Below are 23,856 nucleotides of genomic sequence, written 5' to 3'. Positions count from 1 at the left end.
TCTCAGCTCACCGCCTCCGGGCTCAGGCGGAACAGCTCGCGCAGTTGCTCGGTGGACAGGTCGGTGATCCAGTCTTCGCCGGCGCCGACGACGGTCTCGGCGAGGGCCTTCTTGCGCTCGATCATCTCGTCGATGCGCTCTTCGAGGGTGCCCACGCAGATGAACTTCCTGACCTGGACGTTCCTGGTCTGGCCGATGCGGAACGCCCGGTCGGTGGCCTGGTCCTCGACGGCGGGGTTCCACCAGCGGTCCACGTGGATCACGTGGTTGGCCGCGGTGAGGTTCAGCCCGGTGCCCGCCGCCTTGAGCGACAGCAGGAAGACCATGGGCTCCTCGTCGTTCTGGAAGCGCTCGACCAGCTCGTCGCGTCTCTTCTTGGGCAGCCCGCCGTGCAACCACAGCACGGGCCGGTCGAGATGGGAGGCGAGGTAGGGCTGGAGCAGCGACCCGAACTCGGCGTACTGGGTGAAGACCAGCGCCTTGTCCCCCTCCTCGACGATCTCCTCGGCCAGCTCCTCCAGCCGCGCGAGCTTGCCCGAGCGCCCGGCGAGCCGGGAGCCGTCCTTGAGCAGGTGGGCGGGGTGGTTGCACACCTGCTTGAGGCGGGTCATGGTCGCCAGGACGTTGCCGCGCCGCTCGATGCCCTCGCTGTCGTCGATGCGGGCGAGCATGTCGTTGACGACGGCCTGGTAGAGGCTGGCCTGCTCGGGCGTGAGCGTGCACCACACCTTCATCTCCAGCTTCTCCGGCAGGTCGGAGATGATCGTCTTGTCGGTCTTGAGGCGCCGCAGCACGAACGGGCCGGTGGCGCGCTTGAGCGCGCGCGCGGCGTCCTGGTCTCCGCGGGCCTCGATGGGCTCCTGGTAGCGGTCGCGGAACCGCTTGGCCGGGCCGAGCAGGCCGGGGTTGCAGAACTCCATGATCGACCACAGCTCGGCCAGGTGGTTCTCCACCGGGGTGCCGGTCAGCGCGAGCCGGGTGCGCGCCGGGATGGAGCGCACGGCCTGGGCCTGCCGGGCGGCGCTGTTCTTGATCGCCTGGGCCTCGTCGCAGACCACCCTGCCCCAGGTGAACCCGGCCAGGACCGGCGCGTCGCGCAGCGCCGTGCCGTAGGTGGTGAGGACCAGGTCGGCCTCGCGCACCGTCTCGGCCAGCTCCTCGTCGCGCTTGCGGGTGCCGCCGTGGTGGACGTACACGCGCAGCGAGGGCGCGAACCGCTCGGCCTCCTTGTGCCAGTTGCTCACCAGCGACATCGGGCACACCAGCAACGTCGGCGCCACCGCCCCGCCGGAGGTGCGCTCCTCCAGCAACAACGACAGGGTTTGGGCGGTTTTGCCCAATCCCATGTCGTCGGCCAGGATGCCGCCGAGGCCCAGGCCGGACAGGAAGCTCAGCCATGACAGGCCGCGTTCCTGGTAGGGGCGCAGGCTGCCGTTGAAGGTCTGAGGGGTGGCCAGGGCCGACAGCCGCCGCTCGGCCTCGCCGGACAGCAGGTCCCCGAGCGGACCGTCGGCGTCCACGCCGATCAGGGGCAGCTCCTCCTCGCCGCCGCCGACGACCTCCTGGATCACCTCGGCGACGGTCATCTGCCCCGACCTGCGCCGTTCCAGCACCGACAGGGCGGCCTTGAGCTGGCGGTCGTCCAGCTCGACCCACTGGCCGCGCACGCGGACGAGCGGGACCTTCAGCCGGGCCAGCTCCTCCAGCTCCTCCTCGCTGATCGTGTGATCGCCGACGGCGAGATCGACCTTGAAGTCGACCAGCTCGCCGAGGCCGAACCCCTGGCCGGCCGCCGCCCGCGACGGCGTCGCCGTGCGGGAACGGGTGGTCAGCCGCAGGCCCAGCCCCTTGCGCCCGGCCCACGCGGGGAGGCTGACGCCGTACCCGGCGGCCTGGAGCAGCGGCGCGGACCGGCGCAGGAAGCCGAACGCCCACGCGGTGTCCACCACCATGCCGGACGGCCGGGGGTCGCGCAGGGCCGTGTGCAGTTCGGGGCACAGCCGCACGGCCCGGCCGAGCCCGGCGAGCAGGACCTCGTCGGGGCGTCTGGGCAGCCCGGGGACGCGCTCGCCCCGCCACAGCATGCCCGCCGGCACGTACAGGCTCGGGTCGTCGACCGACTGGAGCGCGAACTCCAGCTCCCAGGCGTCGTGGTCCCCCTCACCCTGCTCATCCCCGCCCCCCTGCCCGGGGCCCTCATCCCGCTTGAGGCCGTTCTCCTGCTCGGAGCCGTTCCTCTGCTCGATGCCGGGCCGGCCGCCCTCCTCCACCGCCGGGTCGCGGCGCGGCTCGATGAGGCGGAAGCAGACACGGATCGGCCCGTCCAGTTGCCGGGCCGAGGCGTGCCAGTCGGCGAGCGCGCCGGCGAGCGCCTCGGCCTCGCGGCCGCCGGCGCCGGGGACGGCGGCATCGGGGGTGGTGAGGGCCGACAGCCACCGCTCGGGCAGCGCGCCCGCGGGACCTGGGCGGTTGCCGCGCAGCAGCCTGTCCGGCAGCGACAGCCGGACGGCGCCGTCGGCCAGGGCCGCGAGGGCGTCGCGCAGGACCTCGGCCGCGGGGTGTTCGCCGCCGGCCGCGCGGACCACCGGCGGCATGGCGGCGGCCAGCTCGCGGAAGGCGGCGGCGTCCGCGCCGGTCAGGACGGGCAGCCAGCGGGCGGCGTAGCCGCCGCCCTCGGCGAGCAGCTGGGGCAGCACCCTGCCGCGCCGCACGAGCGCCCGGGCGTGCTCGGCCACGACGGCGAGGTAGCGCAGTGATCCTCCCGCCCCCCACTCGGGGCCGCCGGAGGCGGGCGCGCCGGCGTCGTGCGCGCCCGAAGCGGGCGGGGCGGCGTCGTGCCCGCCGGACAGCGTGCCGAGCAGGCGGAGCGCCGCGGCCGGCGGCAGGAACAGGGCGGGAACCTGCCAGGACGAAATCTTGGGGGCGCGCGCGGTGGTCGGCAGGCCGGACTCGGGAGAGGGCAGCGGCGCCCGGGCCGTCCCGGGGAGCCACAGGGTCATCGCCCCGCCGGTGGCGGCGTTCGCGGCCGCGCGCCCGTCGGTCTCGCTCGCCCACCGGCCCGGCGCGGCCCCGGTCACCCGGGGGACGCCGTCGCCGGCGGCCGTGGCGGGCAGGGGGGTGGTGACGACCAGGCCGAGCGCGGCGGCGAGGGTCGCGGAGGGCGTGGCGCAGGGGTGCGGCCGCCCGGCGCCGGGCCGTCCGCGCCCGGATGCGGGCCGCTCGCCGGCCAGGGAGGAGCCGGCCGGAGAAGAGGCCGCCGGGGACGGGGAGGAGGGGGGCCGTTCCCCCGCGGTGACGGCCTGCCCGGCGGGCGGGGAGGTGTCCTCCGCCCATAGCGCCAGGCCACGACCGGTCCATGCCCCGTGGACCACGAGCACGCGTCCACCCCCCGTCCGCCTGCGCCGCCCGGCTCCCCTGCCATCGGCCGCCGCCGGAGCGCCGTTACGCGCCGGCGGGCCGTTCCCGCGCTCCGCACGGTACCGGCCCCGGCCCCCACTCGGCGCCCGGGCGCGACCGACATCCGGTCTGATGGGTCATAGGGTATATGCGTGAGTTTTAAGCCTGATGAGAGCGATGTTGTGATCCTGGACGGCGGTCTCGCCACACACCTGGAGGCCCTCGGCTGCGACCTGCGCGACGAGCTGTGGTCGGCCAGGCTCCTGCTGGAGGACCCCTCGGTCATCCGCCGGGCGCACCTCGACTACTTCGCCGCCGGCGCCGACGTGGCGACGACGGCGAGCTATCAGGCGAGCTTCCCCGCGTTCGTCCGGCGCGGCAGGGTCTGGGACGAGGCCCGAGCGCTCATCCAGCTCTCCGTCGAGCTCGCGATCGAGGCCAGGGACGAGGCGGGCGGCGGCATGATCGCGGCCAGCGTCGGCCCGTACGGCGCCTACCTGGCCAACGGCGCCGAGTACACCGGCGACTACGACCTGGACGAGGACGCCCTGGTCGAATGGCACCGTCCCCGCTGGGAGGTGCTGGCCGAGAGCGGCGCCGACCTGCTGGCCTGCGAGACCATCCCCTCCTACGCCGAGGCGCGCGCCATCGCCCGCCTGCTCCGCGAGACCCCGAACGTCAACGCCTGGGTGAGCTTCTCGTGCCCGGACGGCGACCACGTCGGCGACGGCACGAAGCTGGCCGACTGCGCCGCGCTGTTCGCCGGCAACCCCCAGGTGGTGGCCGTCGGGGTCAACTGCACCTCGCCGGGCGACGTCAAGAGCCTGATGGGCCACATCAGCGGCTCGCCGATCGTGGTGTACCCCAACTCCGGCGAGGGATGGGACGCGGAGAACCGCCGCTGGACGGGGATCGCCGACCCCCTGGAGTTCGGGGCCGCCGCCCGCGAGTGGCGCGCCGCGGGCGCGGCCTTCATCGGCGGCTGCTGCCGCACGACCCCCGAGCACATCCGCCGAATCAAGGCCGAACTCGGCTGACCGGCCCGCGGGACGGGCATCCGGAGGGCGGGAAAGGGCTGGTCATCGCGTTCTCCGCCGGACCCGGGCGGCGCGGAAGAAGATAGTGGCCCGCCGGTAACACTGTGGTCATCCGCGAGCATCACGGCGGCAACATTGTCACGGTTCACTCCTGACAGGCACCGATGCACGGCTGTCAACAGGAGGCGCGATGACGTCCCCGCCACATCCGCCCGACCAGCGGGCCGGAGGGCAAGGGGCTCCGCCGGGGGCCGGGCTGAGCCTTGACGCCGCCGCGATGACCACCCGTGAGATCAACCGGTCGCTCCAGGCCCTCCCCGGCGGACGGGCCGTCGTGGCCAACCCTGGCGGGCGGCACAACCTGGCGGTGGGGCTGGACGCCCCGGTCCACGTCGAGATCGACGGGCCCGCGGGCTTCTACGCCGGCGGGCTCGGCAAGCAGGCGCGCGTCACCGTCAACGGCTCCGCCGGCGGCGGCGCCGGCGAGAACCTCATGTCGGGCGACGTCCACGTGCGCGGCTCGGCCGGGCGCAGCACGGCGGCCTCCGCGCGCGGCGGGGTCGTGGTGGTGGACGGCTCCTGCGCCTCGCACGCGGGCATCTCCCTCAAGGGCGGCACGCTGGCGATCGGCGGCGACGCGGGCGCCTACTGCGGGCACCTCGCCCAGTCCGGGGTGATCCTGGTCGGCGGGAACGCCGGCCCGTGCCTCGGGGACTCGCTGTTCGAGGCGGTCGTCTACGTCAACGGGAAGATCGCCGGGCTCGGCGACGGAGCGGTCATCGAAGAGCTCGACGAGCACGACGCGACGTTCGTGAAGGTCCTCGCGGACGGATGCGGGTTCGACCATGTCGCGCCCTCCCAGGTGACCAAGGTCGTCTCGGCCCGCCGCATGTACCAGATGCACCACCGCCACGACGACCACGGGGCCTACTAGCCGCCCGTCCCCCGCTGATGAACGCGGGGGATCTCCACCCATCGACCTACGCCGAGGACAGGATGAGCCACACCTTCTCCCCCGAGGTGATCGCGCAGATCCAGGAGCGCGCCAGGCTCGGCGGCGGCGCGGTGCGCGGCTGGGGCGCCAGGCGCGCCGTGCCGAGCTTCGACGACCTGCTGCTGCTGCCGGCCGGCCTGTCCTCCGGCCTGCCCGAGGGGCACCGGGAACGCTGCGACACCCGCACCATCCTCGGCACCCGGCATGCCGAGGAACCCGTCGTCCTGGACATCCCCATCACGATCGCCGGGATGTCGTTCGGCGCCCTGTCGTCCGCGGCCAAGGAGGCGCTCGGGCGGGCGGCCGGCATGACCGGGACCTCGGCGACGACCGGCGAGGGCGGCATGGCCCCGGTCGAGCGCGGCGCCGCCAAGACGCTGGTCTACCAGTGCCTCCCCTCGCGGTACGGCTTCGACCCCGACCACCTGCGCTCGGCCGACGCCGTCGAGATCGTCCTCGGCCAGGGCGCCGTGCCGGGCGGCGGCGGGATGCTCCTCGGCCAGAAGGTCACCACCCCCGTGGCGTTCATGCGCGACCTGCCCGAGGGCGTGGACCAGCGCTCGGCGAGCCGCCACCCCGACTGGTACGGGCCCGAGGGCCTGCGCGTGAAGATCGAGGAGCTGCGCGAGGTCACCTCCTGGCGCATCCCGGTGTACGTCAAGATCGGCGCGGCGCGGGTGGCCTCGGACGTCCGGCTCGCGGTCGAGGCGGGCGCGGACGTGATCGTGGTGGACGGCATGCAGGGCGGCACGGGGGCCGCCGCGGACGTGTTCATCGAGCACACCGGCGTCCCGACGCTGGCGGCGACGCGCATGGCGGCCGACACGCTGCGCGCGATGGAGATGGACGGCCGGGTCCAGCTCGTCGTCTCCGGCGGCGTGCGCAGCGGCGCCGACGTGGCCAAGGCGCTGGCCCTGGGCGCGGACGCCGTGTCGATCGGGGTGGCCGCGCTCATCGCGCTCGGCTGCAACTCCCCCTCCGACGACACCGGAGCCGACGTCAGCCTCGGCTACCGGGCGCTCGGCACCGTGCCCGGCTCGTGCACGGCCTGCCACACCGGCGGCTGCCCGGTGGGCATCGCCACCCAGGACGACATGCTCGCCGACCGGCTCGACCCCGACTTCGGGGCCGAGCGGGTGGCCAACTTCCTGCGCGCGCTGGCCACCGAGACCACGATGCTCGCCCGCGCCTGCGGCAAGTCGTCGGTCCACCAGCTCGGCACCGACGACCTGGTCGCCCTCACGGTGGAGGCCGCGGCCATGGCCCGCGTCCCCCTGGCCGGCACCTCCTGGATCCCCGGCGCCCCGGCGACCTGACCGCGCCGCCCGGCTATCGGCGCGCGCCGCCCGGCTATCGGCGCGGGCCGTAGGTGGAGGAGCAGTAGACGCCGTTCACGCCGTAGTACAGGGGGACGGGGGTGGCGCCGGTATGCGCGGCGGTGAAGCCGACCTGCACCGATGCGCCGGGCGCGATGACCTTGTTCCAGGCCAGGTTGCGGGCGGTGAAGAAGGAGTCGGTCCGGCTCCACACCGCCGAGTGGCCCGAAGTGAGGCGCGGAGCGGGCTCCTGCCACCTGATGGACAGCGTCCAGCCGACGATCGGGGCCGTGCCGGTGTTCTTGAGCGTGATCCACGCGTTCTGGCCCGTTCGCCACGCCACGAACTCGTAGGTCACGTCGCACGCGAGGCTCTGCGGCGTCGGAGGGGGGCTCGGGGTGGCCGTCGGCGAGGGGAGCCCGCCGCGGGCGAGTGCCACGAACGGGTCGGAGGGCACACTCTGGTTGCCCGCCGCGTCCCTGGCGATCACGATGTAGGTGTAGGTCCTCCCGATGACCACGTCGTCATCTCCGAAGGCCGGAAACGAGGACGTCCCGACCTGGACGTACCCGGTGTCCCCCTGCCGGTAGACGTCGTAGGCGACGACCCCGACGTCGTCGGTGGACGCCGTCCAGCAGAAGAGCACGTACAAGGTGTCGGAGGCGCAGGGCTCGTGAAGACCGGTCGGCTTCGACGGCGGCGTGGTGTCGGCGGCGGACACGGCGCCCGAGCCGGACGCCGGGCTCGCCGGGACGGCGGCGTACGCCCCGGAGACGGCGGTCAAAGCGAGGGCGAGCGACGCGACGGCCGAAGCCGCCCACCTACCCCATGAACATGGTGCGCGGAGTCCCATCCGATCCCTCCAGCGATGCACGACGGCGACGACCTCTCCCTGCGAGCATCGAACGCCTGGCGCGCCCCGAGAAGGGACCCTCGCTCCCCGCGCCCGGATGCGCTGGTCGTGCGTGAAGCTTTCATCCGGGACGCCGGTCACCGCGACGCGGCACGAGCCTGGGGGCTCAGCCGGTGGAGCGGGCGAGGGAGCCGGTCACCGGGTCGCCGCCGGGGCGGCCGGGGCGTGGCCGTCCGGGGATGAAGTAGGTGATCGCGGCGCCCAGGAGGGACACCCCGCAGGCGATCAGCAGGGCGACCTGGAGGCCGCGCAGGGAGGGCAGCGTGTACGGGCCGGCCGCCGCCAGGGTCATGTGGGCCAGCACGACGCTGGTCACCGCGCTGGAGGCCGAGGTGCCGATCGAGCGCATCAGCGCGTTCAGCCCGTTGGCGGCGGCGGTCTCCGACGCCGGCACCGAGCTCATGATCAGCGCCGGCATCGCGGCGTAGGCCAGGCCGACCCCGGCCGCGATCACCGACCCGCCGATCACGACCTCCCACGCCGAGCGCATCAGGCCCAGCGTGGCCGCGTACCCGGCGGCGATCACCAGTGTGCCGGCCATCAGGGCGACCTTCGGCCCCCACCGCCGCGACACCCGCGCGGACACCGGCGAGAGGAGCATCATCACCAGGCCGCCGGGCGCCAGGCACAGCCCCGCCTCGACCAGCGACAGCCCGAGCCCGTACCCGGTCGCCGGCGGGCTCTGCAGCAGCGTGGGCAGCACCAGCGACATCGCGAACAGTGCGAAGCCGACGACCACCGAGGCCAGGTTGGTCAGCAGGACGGGGCGGCGCGCGGTGGTGCGCAGGTCGACCAGCGGCGCACGCAGGCGCAGCTCCATCAGGCCCCAGGCGAGCAGGACGGCCACGGCGGCGGCGAACAGGCCGAGGGTCGGGCCGCTCGTCCACCCCCAGTCGCCGCCCTTGGTGATGGCCAGCAGCAGGCAGACCAGGCCCACCGTCAGGCCGATGGCGCCCGGGACGTCGAACGTGCCGGCGGCACGTAGCGGCGACTCCGGGACGATCAGCGCGACCAGCAGCAGGTTGACCGCCCCGGCCGCGGCGGCCATCCAGAACAGCGCGTGCCAGTCGGCGTGCTGGGCGATGAAGGCGGCGAGCGGCAGGCCGATGGCGCCGCCCACGCCGAGGGTGGCGCTCATCAGCGCCATCGCCGAGGGGAGCCGCTCGGGCGGCAGCTCGTCCCGCATGATGCTGATGCCGAGCGGGATCACCCCGATGGCGCACCCCTGGAGCACCCGCCCGGCGACCACCGGGATGAGCCCCTCCGACAGCGCGCAGACGACGGATCCGATGATCATCAGCAGCAGGCTGGCGAGCATGACGCGCCGCTTGCCGTACAGGTCGCCGAGCCTGCCGCTGACCGGGTTGCAGACCGCGGCGGCGAGCAGCGTGGCGGTGATGATCCAGGAGGCGTTGGCCGCTGAGGTGTGCACGAGGCGCGGCAGGTCGGGGATGAGCGGCACGACGATGGTCTGCATCAGCGACACGACGATGCCGCAGAACGCCAGCACCGCCACCACCACGCCCGGCGCCCGCACCCGGGAGCCGGGCTCCGCTCCGTCCTCCTTCTTTGGAGGGCCGCTCTCCGAAGCCGAACCGCTCATGAACCGTCCCCGATCATTGATCACTAAAAGTGTGCACAAGCACGATACATACCCGTTGATCACGATCTTTTCCCGCCTCGTCCCCCGCCCGCGCACCCCCCGCGATCAGCGGAGGATGCGGCGCGAACCCGCCGTTTCCCCAGCGCCGCCGCACCCCCGCGTCCCCCGGGCGGCGGGCCGCCGGAGCTCGCGCGTGTGATAGACGTACGACACCTGGCGCACGCCGTGCCGGCACGTTCCGCTGAACGCCGGCCATTGGAGGAGTGCGGATCGTCCACGGGAGCGCCGGGGGCCGCCCGCCCGCCGCAGGACCACCGACCACCGCACCAGACCGCCGGCACGCCGTGAGGCGTGCGGCGCGGATCACACCAAGGAGGAACATCGTGCTGTCATGGGGTATCGCCGCCACCGGCGGAATCGCGCGCACCGTCGGGAAGGTGATCGCCGCCGAACCCGGCATGCGCGTCGCCGCCGTCGGGTCGCGCGACCTCGGCCGGGCGTCCGCGCTCGCCGCCGAACTGGGCGCGCCGCGCGCGTACGGCTCGCACGCCGAGCTGGTGCTCGACCCGGACGTCGACGTCGTGTACGTGGCGACGCCGCACTCGCACCACCTGCCGGTGGCCGAGCTGGCCATCGCCGCGGGCAAGGCCGTGCTGTGCGAGAAGCCGCTGGCGCTGAACGCCGCCGAGGCCGAGCGCATGGTCAAGCTCGCCCGCGACGCCGGGGTCTTCCTGATGGAGGCCATGTGGATGCGGTTCAACCCGCTGGTCCAGCGGCTGCACCGCATGATCGGCGAGGGCGCGCTGGGCACGCCGCGCTCGGTGGCCGCGTCGTTCGGGTTCCCGCTGCCCTACGACCCGGCGCACCGGCTGTGGGATCCGGCGCTCGGCGGCGGGGCCCTGCTCGACCTCGGCATCTACCCGATGGGGCTGGCGCAGCTGCTGCTGGGCGAGCCCGATGCCATGGACGTCACCGGTTCGCTGTCGGCCGGCGGGGTCGACGCGGAGGCGGGGCTGCTGCTGTCGTGGAACGGCGGGGCGCGGGCGCTGCTGGACACCTCGCTGCTCAGCCCGCTGTCCAACGCGGCCACGGTGACCGGCACATTGATGCGCGCCGAGCTGGAGGCGCCGTTCTACGCCACCCGGCGCATGCTGCTGCACGGCCCGTCCCGCGAGCCCGAGGAGCACCTCATCGCCGAGTCCGACAACGGCTACGCCGGCGAGATCAGGGAGGTCCGCGACGCGCTCGCCGAGGGCCGCACCGAAAGCGCGATCATGCCGCTGGATGACTCCCTCGCCATGGCCCGCCTGCTGGACCGGGCACGCCAGCACGTCGCCCGGTCCGCCGCGCCGCCCTCCGACATGGCCGCCGAGGTTCGTTGATCAGCCGGGTGACGAGGCCGAGACTGATCATGTGAGGTCCTGTGTCCGCGCCGAGGTCCGTGTCGACGGTGTCGTCCAGGGGGTGGGATTCCGCCCCTTCGTCCACCGGCTCGCCACCGATCTCGGCCTGCGCGGAATGGTCGGCAACGACGAGTGCGGCGTGTTCATCGAGGTGGAGGGCGCCTCGGGCGCCGTCGCCGCGTTTGTGCGCGCGGTGCGCGAGCGGCCGCCGCCGCTCGCGGTGGTCGAGCGGGTCACCTCGCGCGAGATCCCGGTCACCGGCGAGCCGGGGTTCGGCATCGTCGCCAGCACCGGCGCCGGACGGGGCCGCGCCCTGATCTCGCCCGATGTCGCCACCTGCGACGACTGTCTGCGCGAGCTGGCGGACCCGGCCGACCGCCGGTTCGGCTACCCGTTCGTCAACTGCACCGCCTGCGGCCCGCGGTTCACGATCGTGCTGTCCTCGCCCTACGACCGCGCGGGCACCACGATGGCGTCCTTCCCGATGTGCGAGGCGTGCGCCGCGGAGTACCACGACCCGGCGAGCCGGCGCTTCCACGCCCAGCCGGTGTGCTGCCCGGCGTGCGGCCCCCGCCTGCGGCTGGTGGACGCCGCGTCCCGCGAGATCCCGGGCGACCCCTTCGCCCGGGCCGCGACCCTGCTGCGGCGCGGGCTGGTGCTGGCCGTCAAGGGCATCGGCGGGTACCACCTGGCGGTGCGGGCCGGCGACGGGCCGGCGGTGGCCGGGCTGCGCGCCCGCAAGCGTCGCGAGGACCGGCCGTTCGCGCTCATGGCGGCCGACCTGGACGCGGCGCGGCGGCTGTGCGACGTCGGCCCGGAGGAGGAACGGCTGCTGACCGGCCGGCAGCGGCCCATCGTGCTGCTCGGCCGCCGCCCGGACGCGGCGATCGCCCCCGCCGTCGCCCCGGGCGCCCGCTCGCTCGGCGTGATGCTCCCCTACTCCCCGCTGCACCACCTGCTGCTGCGCCGCTTCCCCGAGCCGATCGTGCTGACCAGCGGCAACCTGTCCGACGAGCCGATCGCCTACACCGACGAGGCGGCGTTCGAGCGCCTGCGCGGCATCGCCGACGCCTTCCTGACCCACGACCGGCCCATCCACACGCGCACGGACGACTCGGTCGTGCGGGTGTTCCGCGGCCGGGAACTGCCGCTCCGCCGGTCGCGCGGCCACGTCCCCTCCCCGCTGCCGCTCGCCCGGGGGCCGCGCCGGCCGGTGCTCGGGTGCGGCGCCGAACTGAAGCACACCTTCTGCCTGGCCGAGGGCGGCCGGGCGTTCGTGTCGCACCACATCGGCGACCTGGAGAACTACGAGACCCTGCGGTCGTTCGTCGAGGGCGTGCGCCATTTCGAGCGGCTGTTCGGCATCCGTCCCGCGGTGGTGGCGCACGACCTGCACCCGGAGTACCTGTCCACCAAGTACGCGCTGGACCGCGAGGACGCCGAGCGGGTGGGCGTGCAGCACCATCACGCGCACATCGCCTCGTGCCTGGCCGACAACGGCGCGCGGGGGCCGGTGATCGGGGTGGCCTTCGACGGCCTGGGGTACGGCGCGGACGGCACGCTGTGGGGCGGGGAGTTCCTGGTCGCCGGCCTGGCCGGGTTCCGGCGGGCCGGCCATCTTGCGGCGGTGCCGCTGCCCGGGGGCGCCGCGGCGGTCCGGCAGCCCTGGCGGATGGCCGCGGCCTACCTCGGCGGCGGCGCGCCGCGGTCGCTCGGCGTCCGGGCGCGCAACGCGGCCCTGTGGGACGCCGTGGTGACCATGGCGGGGCACGGGGTGAACGCGCCACTGACCTCGAGCGCGGGGCGGCTGTTCGACGCGGTGTCGGCGATCGTCACCGGCCGCGATGCGGTGACCTACGAGGGGCAGGCCGCCGTCGAGCTGGAACAGCTCGCCGACCCGCGCGAACGCGGCGCCTACCCCTGCCGCCTGCTCACCGCCCCCGCCCCCGCCCCCGCACCGGCGCGGGCTCCGGCATCACCGCGCGCCCCCACGCCGGCGCACGCCCCCACGCCGACGAGCGACCTCGGCCTGGCGGAGGTACCGGAACCGTCAGGCGGCTTCGCGGCGGAGGGCCGCGACCTGGTCGAGGCGGCGCTGGAGGACGTGCTGGCCGGGGTGGCGGCCCCGGTGGTCTCCGCGCGGTTCCACAACGGCGTCGCCCGGCTGATCCTCTCCGGCTGCCTGCGGGTGCGCGAGGACACCGGGCTGACGGCGGTGGCGCTGTCCGGCGGCGTGTTCCAGAACGTGCTGCTGCTGGAGCGGGCGTGCGCCCTGCTGGAGGACCACGGGTTCACGGTGCTGACGCACCGCCGGGTGCCGCCCAACGACGGGGGGATCAGCCTCGGCCAGGTCGCGGTGGCCGCCGCCCGGCAGCGGCGCTCCGGCGAGACGTGACCCCCGCCGGGCGCCCCGGAAGCCGCGGTGAGCGGCCGGCGGGCGTGGCGGGTCGTCAGGGGGCCGGGGTGGAGCCGGACTTCCTGGCGGCGCGGGCCATCTCGACCTTGGCGCTGGCGGCGTACTTGTCGACGTACTCCTGGCCCGACAGCTCCATGAGCGCGTACATGATCTCGTCGGTGACGGCGCGCAGGACCAGGCGGTCCTCCTCCATGCCGTAGTAGCGGGAGAAGTCCAGCGGCTTGCCGTACCGCACGCCCGGGCGGATGCCGAGCTTGGGGAACGGCCGGCCGGTGGGCATCATCTCGAAGGTGTTGACCATCGCCCAGGGGATCACCGGCACGCGCGACTCCAGCGCCAGGCGGGCCACGCCGGTCTTGCCCTTGTAGAGGCGGCCGTCCGGCGAGCGGGTGCCCTCGGGGTAGATGCCGAGGATGTGTCCCTCGCGCAGGACGCGCAGCCCCGTGCGCAGCGCGGCCTCGCTGGCCTTGCCGCCGGAGCGGTCGATGGGCACCGTGCCGACGCCGGTGAAGAACGCCCGGCTCATCAGCCCCTTCACGCCGCGCCCGGTGAAGTACTCGGCCTTGCCGAGCGAGATGACCTTGCGAGGCAGCGGGAGGGCGCCGAAGAAGTGGTCGGCGAAGGACAGGTGGTTGCCCGCGAGGATGACCGGACCCTCTTTGGGGACGTGGTCGGTGCCCTCCGACCAGGGGCGGAACACCAGATGAAGGAACGGAGCGAGAATGGCCTTCACCACCCAGTAGAACACTCGGGCACTCCTTCTCCGGCTCACGCGGTCGCGACACGCCCGTCTCACAGGCGTGGCGTCATCTTCGCATGCCCACGGCACACCACCTACACCTCGCCGTGCGCCGTCCGCGACACCCTGGCCCGCGGATCTCGCGGGCGGGCCCCGAACATGCGACGATCAGGCGAGCCGCACCAGGAGGGAACCATCATGCCGCTCATGCCCGGTTCCGAGCCGTACGAGCACGAGGGTGGCGAGGTCGGGGTGCTGCTCTGCCACGGCTTCACCGGGACGCCGCAGTCGCTTCGCCCATGGGCGAAGCACCTGGCGGCGGCCGGCCTGACCGTCTCGCTGCCCCGCCTTCCCGGGCACGGGACGACCTGGCAGGAGATGAACCGCACGCGCTGGGAAGACTGGTACGCCGAGCTGGAGCGGGCCTTCGAGAACCTCAGGGGCCGCTGCGCCGAGGTGTTCGTCATGGGGCTGTCCATGGGCGGGTGCATGGCGCTGCGGCTGGCGGAGGTCCACGGCCGGGCGGTGCGGGGCGTGGTGGTGGTCAACCCCTCCATCGTCAACGACGTGCCCCTGCTGAAGCTGGCCCCGGTGCTGAAGTTGGTGGTGTCCTCGGTCGCCGGGGTGGCCAACGACATCAAACGCGAGGGGGTGACCGAGCTGGGCTACACCCGCACGCCGGTCAGGGCGGCGGCCACGCTGCCCAAGCTGTGGTCGCTGGTGCAGTCGGAGCTCGGCCGCGTCACCCAGCCGGTGCTGGTCTACCACAGCCCCGAGGACCACGTGGTGAAGCCGGCCAGTGTCGAGTTGTTGCGCAAAGTGCTCGGCGCGAACCTGACCGTGCGCGAATGCGCCGACAGTTACCACGTCGCCACACTGGACAACGATGCGCCTCTGATATTCGAGGGGAGCCTGGACTTCATCAGGGCCCACGCGTCGGTACCCTTGCAGAGAGACTGATCCGGCCCCCTGCCCCGGCCCGCGTCAGGCGGCGAGACGTGGCGGCGGCCCCGAGCGATGCGATCCAGGAGCCACCCACCGAGCAACGGTCAGCAGCACGAGCAATCCAGCGAGCGCGCCCATGAGCATTGGAACGAATCGAAGTGACCGGTGACGCCACAGAGCGATGAGGACGAGGTCTGGCGTCAGATCGTCGCCTCCTTCAACGAGACCGCCGAACCGACCTCGGGCGCGCAGCCGTGGCCGGATCGTGAGAACGTCCCCGTCGACGACGCCCCCCAGGCGGTGAAGGCCGAGGTCCCCGCGGAGGTCCGTGAGGACGAGCGGGACGACGCCGTCGCCGAGGACGACGACGGCGACCATTACGTTCCCCCGCCCCCTCCCCCGCTGCCGAAGATGGACTCCGGCACCAAGATCGCCTGGCTGGCGCTCTTCGGCGGCCCGGCCTATCTCCTGCTGGCCGCGCTCCTGTCGTGGCCGATGGAGGGGTGGATCATCTTCGCCGCCATCTCGGCGTTCATCGGCGGCTTCGTCGCGCTGATCGTCCGCATGGGCGACGGCTCACCGCCCGACTCCGGCTGGGACGACGGCGCGGTCATCTGAGCGGCCCCTGCCGGGTGGTGCCGCGCGGCGCCGGTCACCGCGCCGTGGGAGCACCGGTGGTGCGGACCGGCGCGGCGGCGTCGCTCTTGGCCTCCGCGGGCTGGAAGCGCTCGATCACGTCGGTGTAGCGGTCGGCCGCGTCCACGACGTGCCCGACGGCCATGGTGAGGTCGCCGACGTGGGTGACCGCCTGCAGGCGCATCGTGCGCGGCCGGGCGGACTCCTCCCCGCGGACGACCCGCCAGCCGGACCCGCCGCGCAGCAGATAGGCCTCGCCCGGGTGCGCGGGGTCGAACCCCGACACCCAGAAGTGGCCCTTGCCGTCGCCGGTGACGCCGTAGAGCTCGGCGTAGCGGTCGGGCGCCTCGGCCCGCCGCCAGCGCTTGCCGTTCCACTCGAGGATCAGCGGGGAGATCTTGCCGCCGTCGTGGTAGACCCCGCCCACGGCGACGGCCTTCTTCGGCCCTTGCATGGAGACGTCGCGCAGGTAGCCGCCGGCGATCGAGGGCGTGGGGACGCTCTTCCACGCGCCGTCCGACAGCCGCATGACCAGCGGCTGGGACCCGCCGTCGCCGACGGCCCAGCCGTCGCCCTTGCGGGTCAGCGCGACCCCGTACAGCATGCCCTTGCTCTTGCCCTTGACGGTGGTCCAGCCCTTGGCCGTGGAGGTGGCGATCAGCGGCTGGCCGCCGCGTCCGCCCACGGCGACCATGCGGCCCGGGACGGCGTCCACCCCGCCGAGCCAGTCGCCCGTGCCGAGCTGCGGCACGCTCACGCGGTCGAACACCGAGCCGTCGCCCCGCACCACGTAGGGCAGGCCGTCGTGGCCCTCGCCGACCGCCCAGATCTCGCGCGGCGTGGCCGCGGCCACCGACCTCAGGTGACCGGCGCTGGAGGCGTCGTTGCGGATGCCCACCTCGGTCCAGGCGGCGCCGTCCCAGTGGGTGATGACGCCGCGGTTCTGCCAGGCCTCCCAGACGTCCTCCTGGCCGACGGCCCAGATGTCGGTCTTGGACAGCCCTGCCACGTCGGACAGCGAGCCGTCGCTCTGGAGCCGCGCGGTGGCCGACTCCTGGAACATGCCGACCGGCCCGCGCTCGGCGGCACGCGGGCGGGGCGGTTCGGCGTGCGCGTGGGCCGCGGGCATGGTGCGGACGAGCGCACCGGTCAGCACTCCGGTCAGCAGCACGCACAACGGCAACGCACGCCTCGGCAGGCGGCGGGACATGACCAAATCGTACGTCTCCCGCCATCCCGCGCGCGGAAGCTACCCGAGTGTTGACCAAACGGTCACCTGAACACAGTCCGCCCGTCGACGCGATCACACCGCCAGGCCCCCGCTGCCCTCGCCCACGGGCCACGGCGGCGCGGTCATCCCCGGCGTTCGCCATCGGGCCGGGTGACGCGCGGTCATCCGGCGTTCGCCGCCGGGCCGGGGTGGCGCGCGGTCATCCCGCCAGGCGTTCGCCGCCGGGCGGGGCCGCGAGGAGCTCGGCCAGGACGGGCAGGTGGTCGGTGGCCGCCCGCAGGTCGGCGGCGGCGGCGTCCACTCCCCCGCACGAGCGCACGGCGACGCCGGGCGCGGCCAGCACGGCGTCCAGGCGCTTGCCCGGCCGCCGGGCGGTGAAGGTCAGACCATCGCCCCGGGGCGCCAAGGGGTAGCAGTCGGCCAGCGTGCGGGTCAGGTAGTCCCAGGTGGGCCCCCCGGGCTGCTCGTTGACGTCGCCGGCGAGCACCAGCGGCGCGCCGAAGCGGCGGGAGACGTCCTGGGCCAGGCCCATGATCTCCACCGCGTGGCACAGCCGGGCGGCGGCGCGCAGGTCCAGGTGGACCGAGGCGACGGTGAGCGCCACGCCGTCGCGCTCGACCACCGCGATGGCGACCCCGCGCCGTTCGAGCCCGGCGAACGGCCGCAGCAGGTGGCTCTCGGCGTGGACGGCCCGCGTGCCGGGGCCGGCCATCACGGCCACGCCGCCCCAGCGCCGCCCGGTGACGATGCGCAGGCCTGCGGCGCGGGCCAGCCACGCCCGCCTGCGGCGCCATCGCAGCAGGCGGGGGGCCTCCTGGACGCACAGGACGTCGGGCGCCATGGCCCTGACGACCCTCGCCAGAGCGGCGTTGTCGTCGTACATGGAACGCACGTTGTAGGTGCCGACGCGGATCACCATGGAGCGCGGACGCCTCCGGAACGGGTCTGACGGACCGGGCGGGCGGGGATGGCACCCGGCCGCGCGGGAGGCGGCCGGGTGGCGTGGTCAGGGGTGGCGGGCGAGGTCGGCGGCGCCGACCAGGCCGGCGGAGGGCCCGAGCTCGGCGGGGCGGATGTCGGCGTGCGGGCGGTGCTCGCGCCCGGTGAGCGCGCGCCGGAACGCCGCGCGGGCGTGGTCGATCCACAGGTCGGCGGCGCGGGAGACGCCGCCGCCCAGGATGAACCGGCCCGGGTCGAGGACGGCGGCGAGGTCGGCCATGCCCTGGCCGAGCCACTCGGCCATCGTCGAGAACGCCGTGAGCGCCGCGTCGTCGCCGTCCCTGGCGGCCTGGGTGATGTGCGTGCCCTCGATGCCGTCCACCGACCCGCCGGCCAGCTCGAGCAGCCGCCGGGCGCGCCCGGGCTCGGCCTCGGCGAGCAGCCGGGCCTCGTGCACCAGGGCGTTGCCGCTGGCGTACTGCTCCCAGCAGCCGAGGTTGCCACAGCCGCACAGCCGCCCCTCGGGGACGACCTGCATGTGGCCCATCTCGGCGCCCATGCCCCACCGGCCGCGGTACAGGGCGCCGCCGAAGACCAGGCCGCCGCCGATGCCGGTGCCGACGGTCACGCACACCACGTGGCTCTCGCCGCGCCCGGCCCCGAAGCGGTATTCGCCCCAGGCCATCGCGTTGGCGTCGTTCTCCACCACGACGGGGAGGCTCACCCGCTCGGCGACGGCCTTCTGCAAGGGCTCCTCGCGCCAGGCGAGATTAGGGGCGAACCGGACGATCGACCTGGTCTCGTCGACGAACCCCGCCGCTCCCAGCCCCACGGCCTCGACGTCGTGGCGGCCGGCGAGCTCGAGGACGGCCTCGGCGATCGTCTCGGCCACCTTGTCGGGGTCGTCGGCGGGGGTGGGTCGCAGGAGGTTCTCCACGATGTGGCCGTCCTCGTCCACGACCCCGGCGGCGATCTTCGTGCCACCGACGTCAACGCCGATCGTCAGCGCCATTTCTCATCCCTTCACCTCAGCCCAGGTCGATGTGCTGAACCCGGGTGTCCGTGTCGCCGGCGCCCCTCGGCGAGGCCGGTCGCGACACGGCGTCCACCGCCTGGCGGAACGCGGCGAGAAGCTCCCCGCCCGCGGTGATCAGGTGGTCGGTGACGTCGCCGCCGGCCTCGCGGCGGGCGGCCTTGAGCCGGCAGACGGGGCAGGCACGGCAGATGTACTCATCGTCATCGTGCCCCGACACCGCCTCGGCCCACACATCACCGGACGCGCGGCCGGAGCCGCCGCCGAGGGCCTGCCCGAGGCCGTGGCCGAGCCCGGCCACCGAGCCCTTGACCAGCCCCTTGCCGACCTCGCGGCCGACCCGCTGCTGCAGCGCGTCGAAGAGCTTGCGCGCCTCCTCGGCCACCGAGCCCAGCGGGTCGGCGGTCTGGCCGCGCGCGTCGCGGGAGTCCCGCGGCCGGTCGCCTTCGCGCCGCCGGAACCACTCGTCGCGCACGGCGTCGCGCCGCTCGTCCTCGCGCTCTCGCTCACGCCGCTGGAACCACTCGTCCCGCGGCACGGCGCGCGGGCCGGCGTCCTCGCCTCCGGCGGGACGCGGCCGGTCCTGTCCGCCGGGCGCGGCGGGACGCGCCTTCCGGGCGTCGCTGTCGTTCACTTCGATGCCGTCGGCCGGCGTGCCGGCGTCGCGGTCGTTCATTTCGGTCATCAGGCCCCTCCTGCCTCGAACCGTACCCGGAGGCGCCCGTCGAGGAGCACGGCGTCGCTCACGGATCTGCGGGCGAGTGCGGCGGGGAGGGCGAGGACCCTGCGGTAGGAGCCCGCGGTGATGATCAGCTCGTCGCCCTTGCGGGCCAGGCCGACCTCCGACCGGTCGGCGAGGGGCAGCGCGAGGGTGAGCTCGTGGAGATCGTCTTTGGAGCGGACGGTCAGCGGCGGCTCGCCGGAGGGCGGCGCGAACGGGTCGGTGCCGGCGTACAGCCGTTCGGCCAGGCCCGCGAGCGCCTCGGCGCCGACCGGCTCGGCGGGCAGGTAGGGGACGGTGTGGACCGGCAGCGGCGCGAACGACTCTCCGACGGCCGCCAGATGGCGGGCCTGCGCCGCCACCCAGCCGCTGCGCCAGGCGTCGCCGCCGTCCTCGGGGAACACCCGGTTGGCCACGACGCCGTCGACGCGGTAGCCGTACAGGCTGAGGGAGGTGAAGGTGCGCCGCGCCTCGGCGACGACGACCGCCTCGGGGGTCAGCACCAGGCGGACCGAGGCGCCGCCGCCGCTCAGCAGCTCGCGCACCTCCATGAGCCCGGCGTGCAGCCGCTCGCCGGCGCTGACGACGGCGTCCTCGGGCAGGCTGAGCCGGGCGACGTGCCGGACGAGCGGGGCGAGGGCGCGCAGCAGCCGGCGGCCGGCGGGGAGCAGGCGGTGGACATGCCAGTCGAGGGCCTCGGGAAGGGCCAGCAGCCTCAGGGTCTCGGCGGTGGGGGCGCAGTCGACGACCACCACGTCCCATCGGCCGGTGCGCACCTGGTCGCACAGCTCGAGCAGGGCGATGACCTCCTCGGCGCCGGGCAGCACCGTGAGCTCCTCGGAGGTGACCCCGTCCAGGCCGAGCTCGGCGAGCAGGCCCCGCGCGTACTCGCGCAGCTCGCCCCAGTGGCGCTCCAGCGCCCGCTGGGTGTCGACCTGCTGCAGGTACAGGCCGGGCTCGACCTCCGACGGCTCGCCCGAGCCGGGCACGCCGAGGGCGTCGGCCAGGGAGTGGGCGGTGTCGGTGGAGACAACGAGCGTCTTGAGCCCCCGGCGGGCGGCGAGCGTGGCGGTGGCCGCGGCGACGGTGGTCTTGCCCACTCCTCCCTTGCCGGTGAAGAGCAGGATGCGCGGCGCCTCGGCGCTCATCGGCCCTCGACGCGCTTCTTCAGACCCTTAAGAGCGGTGTCGACGATGACCTTCTCGGCCTTGCGCTTGACCATGCCGATCATGGGCACCTTGAGGTCCACGGCCAGCTCGTAGGTCACCTCGGTGGCCTCGCCCGCGCCGGCCAGGCGGTAGCTGCCGGTCAGCCCGGACAGCATCTTGCCCGACTCGACCATCTCCCAGTCGACGGCCTGGTCGCCGTGCCAGCGGTAGCCGAGGGTGTACTCGTCGGTGATCACCCCCGCGTCCAGGGCGAACCGGACGGTGTCGGGGCGGCCGTCCTCGCCCACGGACAGGACCTCGGCGGACCTCACCTGACCGGCCCACTCGGGGTAGGCGGCGAAGTCGGCGATGACGGCCGTGATCGCCGCCGGGGCGGCGCCGATCGTGATGCTGGACGTGGTGCGATCAGCCATGGGCTTACCGTACTCGTTCGCCGTTCCCCAGCGAACGCCCGAGGGGGTGATCTTCGCGGCGGCCGGGAACGCTCCCGCCCGGCGGCGCCCGGAAGCGGGACGGCGCCCCTTTCGAGGGGGCCGTCGCGCCGGTCACAGGTCGAGGGCGAAGGGGCGCCCCCGGCCGCGGAAGTGGCCGACGTTCACGCACTCGGTGCGGCCGATGCGGGTGCGCGCGGCCAGCGGCTGGTGCACGTGCCCGAACAGGGCGTACCGGGGCTGGGTCGCCCTGATCGCCTCCAGCGTGGCCTCGCTCCCCCGCTCGAAGCGCCGCGCCACCACGTCGTACAGCAGGTCGGGCACCGCGGGCGGGATGTGGCAGCACAGCACGTCGACCGCGCCGACCGCCTCGACCTTGCGGGCGAACTCCTCGTCGTCGACCTCGTTCGGGGTGCGGTAGCGCGTGCGCAGGCCGCCTCCGACGAACCCGAAGGTGAGCCCGCCGATCTCGGCGGTCTGGCCGTCGAGCACGTGGTGGCCTTCCCTGAGGTGCTCGCCCCACAGACGGGGCACGTCGACGTTGCCGTAGGTGAGGTAGGCGGGCGTCGGCATGGCGGCGAAGATGCGGGCGTACTGGGCGCGGACCGCCCGCTCGATGTGCTCGCGCGGCTCGCCTCCGAGCGCCTCCCACAGGCGGGCCGACATGCCGCGCGCCTCGTCGAAGCGACCGGCCGTGCGCAGCGCGATGAACTCGGTGGCGCGCTCGTGGCCGAACAGCTCGGCGAAGATCCCCTGGGAGTGGTCGGCGTAGTCGACGAACAGCAGCAGGTCGCCGAGGCAGACCAGCGCGTCGGCGCCGTCGGCGGCGCGGGTGAGGGCGTCGATGCGCCCGTGGACGTCGCTGACGACATGGACCCGCATGACGCACATAGTAAACGGGGCGCCCCCGGGCCGGCCGCCGCGTGGGGGGCCGCCGCGTGGGAGGCGGGCGCGGGCGACACGCCGGACGCGCCGTGCGGGCACCGGGTCCGGGGCCGCGGCCCTGATAGCGTGGTCGGGCCCTTCGGAACGCCGTCTACCGCACCGTCGGCCCGACGCGATAGCGTCCAGGGCGACCACCGGGAAACACCGCCTCCCGGCATGCGTTCGAAGGAGTGACCGTGCGCGAGTACAGCGTTCCCGTGCTGGTGGACGTCCCGCTGTCGGACAACTGCGCCGACATCGTCTTCGAGCGGGGCGAGCAGGAGCCGGGCACGGTGGTGATCAACCGTAAGTCCGGCGAGTCCTGGACGCCCGTCACCGCCGCCGAGCTGCGCGACCAGGTCGCGGGCGTGGCCAGGGGGCTCATCGACGCCGGCGTCGAGCCGGGCGACCGGGTGGCGCTGATGTCGCGCACCCGCTACGAGTGGACGGTCGTCGACTACGCCATCTGGGCCGCGGGCGGGGTGAGCGTGCCCATCTACGAGACCTCCTCCCCCGAGCAGGTGCGCTGGATCCTCACCGACAGCGGCGCCAAGGCCGTCATCGTCGAGTCCGAGGCGCACGAGCGCACGGTCCGCGAGGCGCTTTCCGGCATCGCCGGGGAGCCGTCGGTGTGGTGCCTGGACAACGGCGCGCTCGCCGAGCTGACCGCGGGCGGCGCGGACGTCTCCGAGGAGACGCTCAAGGAGCGCCGGCTGGCGCGGGGCGGCCTCGACCTGGCCACCCTCATCTACACCTCCGGCACGACCGGGCAGCCGAAGGGCTGCCGCCTCACCCACGACAACCTGCTGTTCACCGCGCGCAACGTGGCATGGGGCCCGCTGGAGGCGCTGTTCGAGCTCGACGGCCGGGCCGCGCTGCTGTTCCTGCCGCTGGCCCACAGCCTGGCCCGCATCATCGAGATCGTGCTGATCGAGACGGCCACCGTCCTCGCCCACACCCCCAACATGAAGAACGTCGCGCCCGACCTGCAGGAGTTCAGGCCCACCTTCCTGCTGGGCGTGCCGCGGGTGTTCGAGAAGGTCTACAACGCCGCCGAGCAGAAGGCCTCCTCCAGCGGCGCGCTCACCGGCAAGATCTTCCACCGGGCGGTGCAGGTCGCGGTGGCGTGGAGCCGCGCCGAGAGCGCCGGCGGGGCGGGCGCGGGCCTGCGGCTGCAGCGGGCGGTGTTCGACCGGCTCGTGTACGCCAAGCTGCGCGCGGCCACCGGCGGCCGGCTCAGCGCCGCGGTGTGCGGCGGCTCGGCCCTGGGCGAGCGGCTCAGCCACTTCTTCAGGGGCGCCGGCATCGAGATCTTCGAGGGTTACGGGCTCACCGAGACCTCGGCTCCCTCGGCGGTCAACATCCCCGGGGCCAACAAGATCGGCACGGTCGGCAAGCCGTTCCCCGGCGTGACGATCGCCGTGGCCGACGACGGCGAAGTGCTGGTCAAGGGCCGCCACGTCTTCGACGGCTACTGGAACAACCCCGAGGCGACCGCCGAGGCCATCGACGAGGACGGCTGGTTCCACACCGGCGACGTCGGCTCGCTGGACGCCGACGGCTACCTGCGCATCACCGGCAGGAAGAAGGAGATCATCGTCACCGCCGGCGGCAAGAACGTCGCCCCGGCCCCCATGGAAGACCGCATCCGCGCCCACCCGCTGGTCAGCCAGGCCATGGTGATCGGCGACGACCGGCCGTTCGTGGCGGCGCTGGTGACGCTGGACCCCGAGGCCCTCGGGCCGTGGAAGCAGGCCAACGGCAAGGCGGGCGTCTCCGACGCCGACCTGTGCGCCGACCCCGACGTCCTGGCCGCCGTGCAGAAGGCCGTGGACGAGGCGAACATCCTGGTCTCCAAGCCCGAGCAGGTGAAGAAGTTCGCCATCCTCCCCACCGACCTCACCGAGGAGAGCGGTCATCTGACTCCGTCGCTCAAGGTCAAGCGCAACGTGGTCGCGCGCGACTTCGCCAAGGACATCGAGGCCATCTACGGCTGAGCCGGGCACTCGT

The 23,856-nt window shown here is 74.1% G+C and carries 19 protein-coding genes; 8 read left to right on the top strand and 11 right to left on the bottom strand.

What is annotated here, in order from left to right; all coding sequences use genetic code 11:
- Positions 1 to 2: 2 nt before the first annotated feature.
- Positions 3 to 3,377: a DEAD/DEAH box helicase gene (locus ACFQSB_RS12055; protein ID WP_380826313.1), complete on the bottom strand. Its 3,375-nt coding sequence runs from the start codon at positions 3,375 to 3,377 to the stop codon at positions 3 to 5.
- Between the two features lie 171 nt (positions 3,378 to 3,548).
- On the opposite strand from ACFQSB_RS12055, the gene mmuM reads away from it, so the two are divergent.
- The 3 genes from mmuM (at position 3,549) to ACFQSB_RS12040 (ending at position 6,743) form a co-directional block, all read left to right on the top strand.
- Complete coding sequence (mmuM, locus tag ACFQSB_RS12050) at positions 3,549 to 4,433, top strand: homocysteine S-methyltransferase (RefSeq protein ID WP_380826311.1); 885 nt, start codon at positions 3,549 to 3,551, stop codon at positions 4,431 to 4,433.
- 190 nt (positions 4,434 to 4,623) lie between these two features.
- Complete coding sequence (locus tag ACFQSB_RS12045; RefSeq protein WP_380826310.1) at positions 4,624 to 5,367, top strand: hypothetical protein; 744 nt, start codon at positions 4,624 to 4,626, stop codon at positions 5,365 to 5,367.
- 62 nt (positions 5,368 to 5,429) lie between these two features.
- On the top strand, positions 5,430 to 6,743 hold the full coding sequence (locus tag ACFQSB_RS12040; RefSeq protein ID WP_380826309.1) for an FMN-binding glutamate synthase family protein: 1,314 nt from the start codon (positions 5,430 to 5,432) through the stop codon (positions 6,741 to 6,743).
- A 34-nt stretch (positions 6,744 to 6,777) separates the two neighbouring features.
- On the opposite strand, the gene ACFQSB_RS12035 is transcribed toward ACFQSB_RS12040, so the two are convergent.
- Both ACFQSB_RS12035 and ACFQSB_RS12030 read right to left on the bottom strand, forming a co-directional pair.
- A complete protein-coding gene (locus ACFQSB_RS12035) occupies positions 6,778 to 7,527 on the bottom strand; it encodes a cellulose binding domain-containing protein (RefSeq protein ID WP_380826308.1) in 750 nt (249 codons plus the stop codon).
- A 235-nt stretch (positions 7,528 to 7,762) separates the two neighbouring features.
- Positions 7,763 to 9,259 (bottom strand): MFS transporter, encoded by a 1,497-nt coding sequence (locus ACFQSB_RS12030; RefSeq protein WP_380826307.1) that lies wholly within the window; start codon positions 9,257 to 9,259, stop codon positions 7,763 to 7,765.
- A gap of 383 nt (positions 9,260 to 9,642) precedes the next feature.
- Between ACFQSB_RS12030 and ACFQSB_RS12025 the strand changes: the two genes are divergently transcribed.
- Both ACFQSB_RS12025 and hypF read left to right on the top strand, forming a co-directional pair.
- Entirely contained in the window at positions 9,643 to 10,641 is a 999-nt protein-coding gene (locus ACFQSB_RS12025) for a Gfo/Idh/MocA family protein (RefSeq protein ID WP_380826306.1), read from the top strand.
- A gap of 31 nt (positions 10,642 to 10,672) precedes the next feature.
- Complete coding sequence (gene hypF, locus ACFQSB_RS12020; protein WP_380826304.1) at positions 10,673 to 13,057, top strand: carbamoyltransferase HypF; 2,385 nt, start codon at positions 10,673 to 10,675, stop codon at positions 13,055 to 13,057.
- A gap of 55 nt (positions 13,058 to 13,112) precedes the next feature.
- Here the strand turns inward: hypF and ACFQSB_RS12015 are convergent, their stop codons facing one another.
- Entirely contained in the window at positions 13,113 to 13,826 is a 714-nt protein-coding gene (locus tag ACFQSB_RS12015) for a lysophospholipid acyltransferase family protein (RefSeq protein WP_354843380.1), read from the bottom strand.
- Positions 13,827 to 14,015: 189 nt separating this feature from the next.
- On the opposite strand from ACFQSB_RS12015, the gene ACFQSB_RS12010 reads away from it, so the two are divergent.
- Positions 14,016 to 14,777, top strand: a complete 762-nt coding sequence (locus ACFQSB_RS12010; RefSeq protein WP_380826302.1) for an alpha/beta hydrolase — start codon at positions 14,016 to 14,018, stop codon at positions 14,775 to 14,777.
- A gap of 150 nt (positions 14,778 to 14,927) precedes the next feature.
- The gene (locus tag ACFQSB_RS12005; protein WP_380826300.1) at positions 14,928 to 15,380 is read left to right on the top strand and encodes a hypothetical protein; all 453 of its coding nucleotides are present in this window, start codon (positions 14,928 to 14,930) and stop codon (positions 15,378 to 15,380) included.
- Between the two features lie 34 nt (positions 15,381 to 15,414).
- On the opposite strand, the gene ACFQSB_RS12000 is transcribed toward ACFQSB_RS12005, so the two are convergent.
- From ACFQSB_RS12000 to ACFQSB_RS11970, 7 genes are all read right to left on the bottom strand, one after another.
- Positions 15,415 to 16,608, bottom strand: a complete 1,194-nt coding sequence (locus tag ACFQSB_RS12000) for a beta propeller repeat protein (RefSeq protein WP_380826299.1) — start codon at positions 16,606 to 16,608, stop codon at positions 15,415 to 15,417.
- A 220-nt stretch (positions 16,609 to 16,828) separates the two neighbouring features.
- On the bottom strand, positions 16,829 to 17,548 hold the full coding sequence (locus ACFQSB_RS11995) for an endonuclease/exonuclease/phosphatase family protein (RefSeq protein WP_380826298.1): 720 nt from the start codon (positions 17,546 to 17,548) through the stop codon (positions 16,829 to 16,831).
- Between the two features lie 87 nt (positions 17,549 to 17,635).
- On the bottom strand, positions 17,636 to 18,580 hold the full coding sequence (locus ACFQSB_RS11990) for an ROK family glucokinase (RefSeq protein ID WP_354843394.1): 945 nt from the start codon (positions 18,578 to 18,580) through the stop codon (positions 17,636 to 17,638).
- Between the two features lie 16 nt (positions 18,581 to 18,596).
- Positions 18,597 to 19,286, bottom strand: a complete 690-nt coding sequence (locus ACFQSB_RS11985) for a hypothetical protein (protein WP_380826296.1) — start codon at positions 19,284 to 19,286, stop codon at positions 18,597 to 18,599.
- Positions 19,286 to 20,470 carry an ArsA family ATPase gene (locus ACFQSB_RS11980; protein ID WP_354925067.1) on the bottom strand — a complete coding sequence of 395 codons (1,185 nt, stop codon included), beginning with the start codon at positions 20,468 to 20,470 and terminating at the stop codon, positions 19,286 to 19,288. Before ACFQSB_RS11980 ends, ACFQSB_RS11985 begins: the two co-directional genes overlap by 1 nt.
- Positions 20,467 to 20,904 (bottom strand): SRPBCC family protein, encoded by a 438-nt coding sequence (locus ACFQSB_RS11975; RefSeq protein ID WP_354843402.1) that lies wholly within the window; start codon positions 20,902 to 20,904, stop codon positions 20,467 to 20,469. The genes ACFQSB_RS11980 and ACFQSB_RS11975 overlap by 4 nt, the downstream gene beginning before the upstream one ends.
- 132 nt (positions 20,905 to 21,036) lie before the next feature.
- Entirely contained in the window at positions 21,037 to 21,804 is a 768-nt protein-coding gene (locus ACFQSB_RS11970) for a metallophosphoesterase family protein (protein WP_380826294.1), read from the bottom strand.
- Positions 21,805 to 22,043: 239 nt separating this feature from the next.
- On the opposite strand from ACFQSB_RS11970, the gene ACFQSB_RS11965 reads away from it, so the two are divergent.
- A complete protein-coding gene (locus ACFQSB_RS11965; protein WP_380826293.1) occupies positions 22,044 to 23,843 on the top strand; it encodes an AMP-dependent synthetase/ligase in 1,800 nt (599 codons plus the stop codon).
- Positions 23,844 to 23,856 lie beyond the last annotated feature (13 nt).

Origin of the sequence: Sphaerisporangium rhizosphaerae, from assembly GCF_042665155.1 — a bacterium.
Lineage (GTDB): Bacteria > Actinomycetota > Actinomycetes > Streptosporangiales > Streptosporangiaceae > Sphaerisporangium > Sphaerisporangium rhizosphaerae.
This window is presented reverse-complemented; position numbering and strand designations above follow the sequence as displayed.